Origin of the sequence: Mycobacterium sp. (genome assembly GCF_035653355.1) — a bacterium.
Taxonomy (GTDB): domain Bacteria; phylum Actinomycetota; class Actinomycetes; order Mycobacteriales; family Mycobacteriaceae; genus Mycobacterium.
This window is the reverse complement of sequence record NZ_DASRBZ010000643.1, coordinates 1-9,583: the sequence shown is the minus strand read 5'-3', so window position 1 is coordinate 9,583 and position 9,583 is coordinate 1. Positions and strand designations below refer to the sequence as shown.

General features: G+C 67.2%; 10 protein-coding genes and 1 pseudogene. 8 read left to right on the top strand and 3 right to left on the bottom strand.

Translation table 11 applies throughout. From position 1 onward, the window contains the following. On the top strand, positions 1-579 hold a 579-nt coding region (locus VFA16_RS22085), incomplete at its 5' end, for a ComEC/Rec2 family competence protein (protein ID WP_324969887.1). Next, the gene (holA, locus tag VFA16_RS22080) at positions 576-1,544 is read left to right on the top strand and encodes a DNA polymerase III subunit delta (protein WP_324969886.1); all 969 of its coding nucleotides are present in this window, start codon (positions 576-578) and stop codon (positions 1,542-1,544) included. The genes VFA16_RS22085 and holA, both read left to right, overlap by 4 nt. Before the next feature lies 1 nt (position 1,545). Here the strand turns inward: holA and rpsT are convergent, their stop codons facing one another. Then, positions 1,546-1,806 (bottom strand): 30S ribosomal protein S20, encoded by a 261-nt coding sequence (gene rpsT / locus VFA16_RS22075; protein WP_324969885.1) that lies wholly within the window; start codon positions 1,804-1,806, stop codon positions 1,546-1,548. 171 nt (positions 1,807-1,977) lie between these two features. Between rpsT and VFA16_RS22070 the strand changes: the two genes are divergently transcribed. The 4 genes from VFA16_RS22070 to VFA16_RS22055 are packed head-to-tail and all read left to right on the top strand — an operon-like array spanning position 1,978 to position 6,237. Next, on the top strand, positions 1,978-3,651 hold the full coding sequence (locus tag VFA16_RS22070) for a circularly permuted type 2 ATP-grasp protein (RefSeq protein ID WP_414687787.1): 1,674 nt from the start codon (positions 1,978-1,980) through the stop codon (positions 3,649-3,651). Between the two features lie 13 nt (positions 3,652-3,664). After that, positions 3,665-4,642 carry an alpha-E domain-containing protein gene (locus VFA16_RS22065; protein ID WP_324969883.1) on the top strand — a complete coding sequence of 326 codons (978 nt, stop codon included), beginning with the start codon at positions 3,665-3,667 and terminating at the stop codon, positions 4,640-4,642. Then, positions 4,642-5,481, top strand: coding sequence for a transglutaminase family protein (locus VFA16_RS22060; protein WP_324969882.1), 840 nt, complete (start codon positions 4,642-4,644; stop codon positions 5,479-5,481). The genes VFA16_RS22065 and VFA16_RS22060 overlap by 1 nt, the downstream gene beginning before the upstream one ends. Before the next feature lie 27 nt (positions 5,482-5,508). Next, positions 5,509-6,237, top strand: a complete 729-nt coding sequence (locus VFA16_RS22055; protein WP_324969881.1) for a hypothetical protein — start codon at positions 5,509-5,511, stop codon at positions 6,235-6,237. Positions 6,238-6,240: 3 nt separating this feature from the next. Here VFA16_RS22055 and VFA16_RS22050 read toward each other — a convergent pair whose 3' ends face one another. Next, entirely contained in the window at positions 6,241-7,083 is an 843-nt protein-coding gene (locus VFA16_RS22050; protein ID WP_324969880.1) for a ribonuclease Z, read from the bottom strand. Positions 7,084-7,235: 152 nt separating this feature from the next. Here VFA16_RS22050 and VFA16_RS22045 point away from each other — a divergent pair, with 152 nt between their 5' ends. Next, positions 7,236-7,664 carry a CBS domain-containing protein gene (locus VFA16_RS22045; RefSeq protein WP_324969879.1) on the top strand — a complete coding sequence of 143 codons (429 nt, stop codon included), beginning with the start codon at positions 7,236-7,238 and terminating at the stop codon, positions 7,662-7,664. A 75-nt stretch (positions 7,665-7,739) separates the two neighbouring features. On the opposite strand, the gene VFA16_RS22040 is transcribed toward VFA16_RS22045, so the two are convergent. After that, positions 7,740-8,342, bottom strand: coding sequence for a type II toxin-antitoxin system PemK/MazF family toxin (locus VFA16_RS22040; protein WP_324969878.1), 603 nt, complete (start codon positions 8,340-8,342; stop codon positions 7,740-7,742). Between the two features lie 53 nt (positions 8,343-8,395). Here VFA16_RS22040 and lepA point away from each other — a divergent pair. After that, positions 8,396-9,583: pseudogene (gene lepA, locus VFA16_RS22035) on the top strand (translation elongation factor 4); the annotation flags it as partial.

Below are 9,583 nucleotides of genomic sequence, written 5' to 3'. Positions count from 1 at the left end.
GCTCCCCAGCTGGCTGTCGACGTGGGCTTTGCCTTGTCGGTGGTGGCGACGGCGGCGCTGGTTGTGATTGCGCCGGGATGGTCTCGGCGCATGGTTTCGCGCGGCTGGCCCAGGCCGCTCGCGGATGCGGTTGCTATTGCGTGTGCCGCGCAATTGGTCACCGCGCCGCTGGTGGCCGGGATCTCCGGGCGCGTCAGCGTGGTGGCCGCGGCGGCCAATCTTGCCGTGGCCCCCGTGATTGCGCCGATCACCGTGCTGGGCACCGCGGCGGCCACGCTGGGCGTGTGCTGGCCGGTGGCGGCACAACTGCTGATCCGCTTCACCGGTCCTGAGCTGTGGTGGGTGCTCAACGTCGCGCACTGGGCGGCCGGTGTGCCGGCTGCGAACCTACCCGTGCCCACGGGTGTGGCCGGCGTGGTGGTGGTCGGCGTCGGCGCTGTGCTGGTCGTCGCGCTCTGGCGGTGGCGGTGGTTTCGGGCGGCCGCCGCGGTTGGCGTGGCGTGCCTGGTGGCGTGGGCGTTGTCGGGGCTGGTGTCCGGCGTGTCGGTGTCGGCTGGTCGTGACACGATCGTGGGGTGAGCTCAGCGGTTTCGCCGTTACATCTGGTGCTGGGAGACGAAGAGCTGCTGGTCGAGCGCGCCGTCGCGGCGATACTGCGATCGGTGCGGGAGCATGCCGGCACCGACGATGTGCCGGTGAGCCGGGTGCGTGCCGGTGATGTCGACGCCTACGAGCTCGCCGAGCTGCTGAGCCCGTCGCTATTCGCCGACGAGCGGGTGGTGGTGCTGGAAGCCGCCGGCGAGGCTGGCAAGGACGCGGCCACGCTCATCGCCACCGCAGCTGCCGACATCCCGCCCGCAACCGTGCTGGTGGTCGTCCATTCCGGCGGGGGGCGAGCCAAATCACTGGCAAACCAACTGCGGGACCTCGGCGCCGAGGTTCACCCATGCGCCCGCATCATCAAAGCCAGTGAACGCGTCGACTTCGTTCGTGGCGAATTCCGCTCGCTGAACATGCGGGTCGACGACGACACGGTCACCGCGCTGCTCGACGCGGTGGGGTCCGACGTGCGCGAACTGGCTTCGGCCTGCTCGCAGCTGGTCGCCGACACCGGCGGCCAGGTCGACGTCGTGGCGGTGCGCCGCTACCACAGCGGCAAGGCCGAAGTGAAGGGCTTCGACATCGCCGACAAAGCCGTGACCGGCGACCTGGCCGGAGCTGCCGAGGCGCTGCGGTGGGCGATGATGCGCGGTGAGCCACACGTGGTGCTCGCTGACGCGCTGGCCGAAGCCGTGCACACCATTGCCCGGGTGGGACCCCTGTCCGGCGACCCCTACCGGCTGGCGGCGGAGCTCGGGATGCCGCCGTGGCGGGTGCAGAAAGCTCAACGCCAGGCTCGGCGGTGGTCGCGCGACACGGTGGCGACGGCGATCAAACTGGTTGCGGCACTCAACGCCGACGTCAAGGGGGCCGCCGCGGACGCGGACTATGCGCTGGAAGCCGCGGTCAGGAAGGTCGCCGAGCTAGCCACGAGTCGCGGATAGTTCAGATCTTGTTGTATGCGCGCGCCAGCGCAGACTTCTTGTTCGCCGCCTGGTTTTTGTGGATCACACCCTTGCTGGCCGCTTTGTCCAGCTTGCGGGTGGTCGATACCAGCAGCTCCGCCGCCTTGTCTTTCTCACCGGCCTCGGCAGCCTCACGGAACCTGCGGATCGCCGTGCGAACCGACGACTTGACCGACTTGTTGCGCAGCCGCCGGCGCTCGTTGGTGCGGTTGCGCTTCGCCTGCTGCTTGATATTGGCCACGCGCTAGTTCCTTCGTCGTTCTCGGCGGGTGTGGGTGAGTCAGCGTTTGCCCAGGCAATTGGGCAGCGACGAGCCAGGGTATCAGTCAGCGGGGCATTCTCTCAAAGCGGAGCGCCTTGGCCTGCGGAAACCGCCGCGGTGGTGCAGCATATTTCAGTGGGCGTTCGCACGCTGTCCGTCGAGACCAGGCGCAACTCACGCAGCCAGACCCGCGCGTCGAAGCGCTACCAGCGCATCTTCGACGGCTACAACAACGCGGGAAGCTACGCGAACGCCTTCGACGAGATGTTCGATTCGCAGGGCCACGTCCGGGCCCCTTACCGGGGCATCTACGCCGAACTCGCCCCGTCCGACGCCTCCGAGCTCGAGGCGCGAGCCGAGGCGCTGGGCCGCGCATTCGTCGATCAGGGCATCACCTTCTCGCTGTCTGGCCAGGAGCGGCCGTTCCCGCTCGACCTGATCCCTCGGGTGATTTCAGCCGCAGAGTGGACGCGGCTGGAACGCGGCATCACCCAGCGCGTCAAGGCGCTGGAGATGTACCTCGACGACATCTACGGCGACCAGGAAATCCTGCGCGACAGCGTCATCCCCCGGCGGCTGGTGACCTCCTGTCAGCACTTTCACCGCCAAGCTGCCGGCATCATCCCACCCAATGGTGTACGAATCCACGTCGCCGGCATCGACTTGATCCGCGATCAGCGCGGCAATTTCCGTGTCCTCGAGGACAATCTGCGCTCGCCGTCGGGGGTGTCGTACGTGATGGAGAACCGGCGCACGATGGCGCGGGTCTTCCCGAACTTGTTCGCCACCCACCGGGTGCGCGCGGTCGACGACTACCCCGCGCACCTGCTGCGGGCGCTGCGGAAGTCGGCGGCCACCAACGAGGCCGACCCGACCGTGGTTGTGCTCACCCCGGGCGTGGCCAACTCTGCGTACTTCGAGCACTCGCTGCTGGCCCGGCAGATGGGTGTCGAACTCGTCGAAGGCCGCGACCTGTTCTGCCGTGACAACCAGGTTTACATGCGCACCACAGGAGGCGAGCGCCAGGTCGACGTCATCTACCGGCGCATCGACGACGCCTTCTTGGACCCGCTGCAATTCCGCCCGGATTCGGTCCTCGGGGTCGCCGGTCTGCTCAACGCCGCCCGCGCCGGCAACGTGGTGATTTCCAGCGCCGTCGGCAATGGGGTCGGCGACGACAAGCTCGTCTACACCTATGTGCCGACGATCATCGAGTACTACCTCGGCGAAAAACCGTTGCTCGCCAACGTGGACACGTTGCGGTGCTGGCTGGACGACGAGCGCGAGGAGGTGCTCGACCGCATCGGCGAGCTGGTGGTCAAGCCGGTCGAGGGTTCCGGCGGGTACGGCATCGTTTTCGGCCCGGAAGCCTCCGCGCAGGAACGCGCCGCGGTGGCCAAAAAGATTCGTGACGATCCGCGCGGCTGGATCGCGCAGCCGGTGATGCAGCTGTCCACGGTGCCGACCCGGGTCGGGAACGAACTCGCGCCCCGCTACGTCGACCTGCGGCCCTTCGCGGTCAACGACGGCGACGAGGTGTGGGTGCTGCCCGGCGGTCTGACGCGAGTCGCACTGCAGGAGGGGTCCCTCGTGGTCAACTCCAGTCAGGGCGGAGGGTCGAAGGACACCTGGGTGTTGGCGCCGCGCGCATCGCTGCTCGACCGCGAGCTGGGCGCGGCTGAAATCGTGCGGTCCCTGCCGCAGCCGGCCCCCGCGCCGGACGGCGACACCGCGACCGACGGTTCCGCGTCGGCGCAGCGCCAGCAGCCGGTACACCAGCAGCCGGTGCGCCAACCGCCGGATCAGCAGTCGCAGCAACAGTAAAGGCGGGTGGGCAATGCTGGCACGAAACGCCGAGGCGCTGTACTGGATCGGCCGCTACGTCGAACGCGCCGACGACACCGCACGCATTCTCGATGTCAGCGTGCACCAACTGCTCGAGGACTCCAGCGTCGACCCCGACCACACCTCGCGGGTACTGCTGCAAGTGCTCGCGATTGAGCCGCCGGATACCGAGTTGGACGTCTGGTCGCTGACCGATCTGGTGGCGTTTCGCCGCAATACCCAAGGGGGCTGCTCGATCGTCGACGCGATCTCGGCTGCCCGGGAAAACGCGCGCTCGGCGCGGGAAGTGACGTCCACCGAGATCTGGGAATGCCTCAATACCACCTACAATGCGCTAGCCGAACGGGAAAGGGCAGCCAAACGCTTTGGGCCGCACGACTTTCTGTCGTTCATCGAAGGTCGTGCCGCGATGTTCGCGGGCCTGGCCGACTCGACGCTGTCCCGTGACGACGGCTACCGCTTCATGATGCTCGGCCGCGCGATCGAGCGGGTGGACATGACGGTGCGGCTGCTGCTGTCACGCGTGGGGGACAGCGCATCGTCGCCGGCGTGGGTGACGGTGTTGCGCTCGGCCGGCGCGCACGACACCTACCTGCGCACCTATCGCGGGGTGTTGGACGCGAACCGGGTGGTCGAATTCATGCTGCTCGACCGGCTTTTCCCGCGCTCGATATTCTTCTCGCTCAAAGTGGCCGAGCACAACCTCGACGAACTGCAGCACCGTCCGCACAGCCGGATCGGGGCCACCGCGGAAGCGCAGCGGCTGCTCGGCCGGGCCCGCAGCGAACTTGAATTCTTGCAACCCGGTGCGCTGCTCGATTCGCTGGAGACCCGGCTGGCCGGCCTGCAGAACACCTGCAGTGAAGTCGGAGAAGCGTTGGCGCTGCAGTACTTTCATGTGGCGCCGTGGGTGGCGTGGTCCGATGTCGGCCAACGCGGTCCGCGGCCCGCCGCGCGGGGCAAGACCTGATGTGGCGGATGCGGGTGGTGCACACCACCGGCTACGCCTATCCGTCGCCGGTGACCGCGTCGTACAACGAAGCCCGGCTGACGCCGCGGTCGGACACGCGGCAAAACGTCATCCTCAACCGGGTCGAGACGGTGCCGGCTACGAGGTCATATCGCTACGTGGACTATTGGGGGACTGCGGTGACCGCGTTCGATCTGCATGCTCCGCACACCGAGCTCACCGTGACGTCGGCGTCGATTGTCGAGACCGATCGTCCGGAACCGCCGAATGAGAAGGTGACGTGGCCAGAGCTACAAACCGAGGCGGTGATCGATCGGTTCGACGAGGTGCTGACCCCTACCGGATACACGCCGGCAAGCAAACGGATTGCCGCCGTTGGCAGGCGGATCGCCAAATACCACGAACCCGCCGACGCGGTGGTCGCCGCCGCCCAGTGGGTGCGGAGCGAACTGGAATACCTTCCGGGAAGCACCGGCGTGCATTACTCCGGCCTCGACGCGCTGCGCGAAGGCAAAGGTGTGTGCCAGGACTTCGCGCACCTGTCGTTGATCGTCTTGCGCAGCATGGGAATTCCCGCAAGATACGTCTCGGGCTACCTACATCCGGACCGGAATCCCGAGATCGGTGACACGGTGGACGGTCAGAGTCACGCGTGGATTCAGGCCTGGACCGGGGTGTGGTGGGATTACGACCCGACCAATGACGCCGAAATCAACGAGCAGTACGTCAGCGTGGGGGTTGGCCGCGACTACTCGGACGTGTCCCCGCTGAAAGGCATCTACTCCGGAGAGGGCGCGACCGATCTCGACGTGATCGTCGAAGTCACCCGACTGGCTTAGCCGCTGCCGGGGCATATCGTTCCTCAGATGAACGACTCGTCCGCAGAAAAGTCGGCTCGGCCCGGCACCCGCGGTGGACCGCTGCTGGTGCTGCTCGCCGCGGCGTGTCTGCTGCTGCTGTTCGGTGGGCTGGCCATCGCCGTTGCACTGGGCGGGCTGATGCCCTTGCCTTACGGGCCGTCAGGACCGGTCCTGGACTATGTGCGAGCCGAGCCGGTGGCGGTAGAGGCCGGCGCGGTTGGGGCGTTCGCGTCGTCGGTGCCGCTGGCGGTCTACGCGGCATCAGCTAGCGCCCGGTTGCGTCAGCTCGGCGCGGCCCAATCGGCGGCGACGGTCACGCTGACTGCAGGCACCCTGGCAGCGGCAGCGTTGGGCCTGACAGGTTTGCTGGCTTGGACGCTGTCGCGACCGGACGTCAGCGCCGACCCAGCGTTGGTCAGGGCGTTGTATTTCCTGGTGTTCCTGGTCGGCGGGCCGGGGCACATCGTGGCGCTCGGGCTGCTCGTCGCCGGTATGGCAGCGCCGGCGCTGGTCATGGGGCTGCTGCCGAAGCCACTGGCCTGGGCGGGGCTGGCCATCGCGGTCCTCGGCGAGGCCGCCACGCTGGTCCTGGTCTGGCCCGGGCTGGGTGTGATCCTGCCGGTCGCGCGAGTCGCGGCGTTGCTGTGGCTGCTGCTCGCGGGCGCGATGCTGCCTCCGCACCGCGCTGCGGTGGCCGTGGACCACCCCGCCAACCGCGTTGCGGGCGGCGGATAGCGGTCAGGCCTGCGGTTGGATCTCGACCCGGTGCAGGTCGTCACCGAGCTCGATACGCCCGTCGAACTCTGACCCGGCCAGTTCCCGCCACTGCTCTTCCTGGCCCGGCGCGATGCCCGGCACGTAGTGCGTGAGGATCAGGGTGCCCACCCCGGCGCGGGTGGCGGTCGCGGCGGCCTCCTGAACCGACGAGTGGTAATCGCAGATGTCCTTGATCCGCTGCTGCGGCAGCAACCGGACGATGTCTTTCCGAATCACGGTGTGCACCAAGGCATCTGCATCGCGAGCCAGTTCGTCTAGGCTGTCGCATGGCACGGTGTCGCCGGCCAGGACAACCGCGGCGCCTCCCGATTCGATCCGGAACCCGATCGTCGGCGTAACCGGGCGGTGATCGGTGGGTGCTACCCGGATCGTCACGCCGCCGCGGTCCCACACCGGGCCCTCGCTGTGTTCGCTGACCTCGACCACGGGCGGGGACGTCAGGTCAGCGTGGTGGGCGAGCCGGTAACCGATGTCATGGCCGAACGCTTTGAGCGTCGACTCAACCACGTCGGCGGTGCCGGGCGGGCCAATGATCGGCAGCGAAGCCGGGTCGGGTCCGAAGGTTGTGACCCAACGGGTGATGAGAACGTCGCCCAGATCCGCGATGTGGTCGCTGTGCAGGTGGGTGAGCAGCAGCGCTGTCAACCCATTGGCGCCCACGCCGATTGCGGCAGCACGCTGCAGCACTCCTCGGCCGCAGTCGACCAGAAAGAGCTGTCCATCTGCCCGCACCAGCGTCGAGGGACCGGCACGGTTGGGATCCGGGATGGGGCTTCCAGTGCCCAGCAGAGTGATCTCGATCATGCCACCGTCCGTTGCAAGTTCAGTGCACGCCCATGCAGCGTCTTCTAGGTATGGCACAGACCGCGGCAGCGCGATAGCGATTCGCCGCTTTCACGGTGAGCAAGATCGCCGTAGCCTGGTGTGAACCAGCGCACAACCGGCGGGAGGCTTCGATGCGGATTCGGGACGTCTTGCGGAACAAGGGCGCGGCGGTCGTGACCATCAATCCCGATGCCACGGTCACCGAACTGCTCGCCGGCTTGGCCGAGCACAATATCGGCGCGATGGTGGTCGTCGGGCCAGACGGCCTGGAAGGCATTGTTTCCGAACGTGATGTCGTGCGCGAATTGCACACCCATGGCGCCCGGGTGCTCGCATGCCCGGTGTCGAAAATCATGACGTCGGTGGTCGCCACCTGCACCAAAGCCGACACGGTCGATGCCATCAGCGCACTGATGACCGAAAACCGGGTCCGTCACGTGCCGGTGGTCGAAAGCGGGAAACTGGTCGGCATCGTCAGCATCGGCGACGTCGTCAAGACCCGGATCGATGAGCTGGAAGCCGAGCACGCGCAGCTGCAGTCCTACATCACCCAGGGCTGACTGGCGAACGTGCGATTGAGGCACGGTCGTCGCTGAGGAAGTGTGCGTTAAGTCGACGCTCGACGCCGAAGGGGATTAGCTCCAGGAATATTCGGCGCGTAGCCGGGCCGCGACAACCTCGAAGATCTCGCGCTCCAAGATCGCGCCCTCGCGGCGAATGCTCTCCTCGGGCACGTCGAGCACCCGGTCCAGGCGAACCCAGCTCGGCCTGCGCGCTTCATCCCAGCTGCCGGCCCCGATGCCCACCCAGTTCGGGTCGTGGGCGTGGCTTTCCTGGCTGGAGAGCATCAGTCCAAGCAAGGTTCGGCGGTCGCGTCCCACTACCAGCACCGGACGATCTTTGCCGCGGGTGGGGTCCTCCTCGTAGACCACCCAGGTCCAAACGATTTCGCCTGGATCGGCACGGCCGTCCAGGTCTGGGGCATACACCAGCTTGCGCGCGCGGTGCGCGGTGGGCACGCTGCGGCGAGTCACCGGCCGGCCCTGGGTGACGGCGGCCGGCGGTTGCGCGACGCTGCCGATGATCACGTCCATCCCGACCTTGATACCGCGCTGTATGCCCCGTTGCATCGTCGGTGAGTTCTGCAGCTGGCGGATGAATTTCGGGGCCTCGTTGAGCACCAAGTTCTCCGCCATCCGCTGCAACGTCTTCCACTGCGACTTCCGCGGGGAGGCCATGGTCGCCAGCATAGGCTCGCCGGATTGTGTCGTCGTGACCTTGCCTCGATACCCTGGAGCTACCCGCGCAGCGCCGCGTAACCGCACGTCGAGCAGGAGATTCCCATCAGCAGTTTCGCCGACCAAACTTTCACCGCGCCGGCGCAGATCAGGAATTTCTGCATCATCGCCCACATCGATCACGGCAAATCCACCCTCGCGGACCGGATGCTGCAGCTCACCGGCGTGGTCGACGAACGCTCCATGCGCGCCCAGTACCTGGACCGTATGGACATCGAACGCGAACGCGGGATCACGATCAAAGCGCAAAACGTGCGGCTGCCCTGGCGGGTGGCCGGCGGCCCCGACGCCGGCAAAGACTATGTCCTGCACCTGATCGACACCCCCGGCCACGTCGACTTCACCTATGAGGTGTCCCGGGCGCTGGCTGCCTGCGAGGGCGCGGTGCTGCTGGTCGACGCCGCCCAAGGCATCGAGGCGCAAACGCTGGCAAACCTGTACCTGGCGCTGGACCGCGACCTGGTGATCATCCCGGTGCTCAACAAGATCGACCTGCCCGCCGCCGACCCGGACCGCTACGCCGCCGAGATCGCCCACATCATCGGCTGCGAGCCCGACGACGTGCTGCGGGTCTCCGGCAAGACCGGTGAAGGGGTGGCGCAGCTGCTCGACGAGGTGGTCCGCCAGGTGCCGCCCCCGCAAGGCGACGCCGACGCGCCGACTCGGGCGATGATCTTCGACTCCGTCTACGACACCTACCGGGGTGTGGTCACCTACGTCCGGGTGGTCGACGGCAAGATCACCCCGCGCGAACGGATCGCGATGATGTCCACTGGAGCCACCCACGAGCTGCTCGAGGTGGGCATCGTCTCCCCGGAACCCAAGCCCACCGCCGGACTCGGCGTCGGCGAAGTGGGTTATCTGATCACCGGCGTGAAGGACGTCCGCCAGTCAAAGGTCGGCGACACCGTCACCACTGCGCGCCACGGCGCTACCGAACCCCTGACCGGTTACCGCGAACCCAAACCGATGGTGTACTCGGGTCTGTATCCGGTCGACGGCTCGGAGTATCCCGCGTTGCGTGATGCGCTGGACCGGTTGCAGCTCAACGACGCCGCGCTCACCTACGAGCCGGAGACCTCGGTGGCGCTGGGCTTCGGATTCCGTTGCGGCTTTTTGGGATTGCTGCACATGGAGATCACCCGGGAGCGGCTGGAACGCGAATTCGACCTCGACCTGAT

Bases quoted from the DNA above. Each gene is read 5' to 3' on its own strand.
- VFA16_RS22055 (WP_324969881.1), top strand. From the start codon at position 5,509: ATGAACGACTCGTCCGCAGAAAAGTCGGCTCGGCCCGGCACCCGCGGT.
- VFA16_RS22065 (WP_324969883.1), top strand. From the start codon at position 3,665: ATGCTGGCACGAAACGCCGAGGCGCTGTACTGGATCGGCCGCTACGTC.
- VFA16_RS22050 (WP_324969880.1), bottom strand. From the start codon at position 7,083: ATGATCGAGATCACTCTGCTGGGCACTGGAAGCCCCATCCCGGATCCC.
- VFA16_RS22060 (WP_324969882.1), top strand. From the start codon at position 4,642: ATGTGGCGGATGCGGGTGGTGCACACCACCGGCTACGCCTATCCGTCG.
- VFA16_RS22045 (WP_324969879.1), top strand. From the start codon at position 7,236: ATGCGGATTCGGGACGTCTTGCGGAACAAGGGCGCGGCGGTCGTGACC.
- VFA16_RS22040 (WP_324969878.1), bottom strand. From the start codon at position 8,342: ATGGCCTCCCCGCGGAAGTCGCAGTGGAAGACGTTGCAGCGGATGGCG.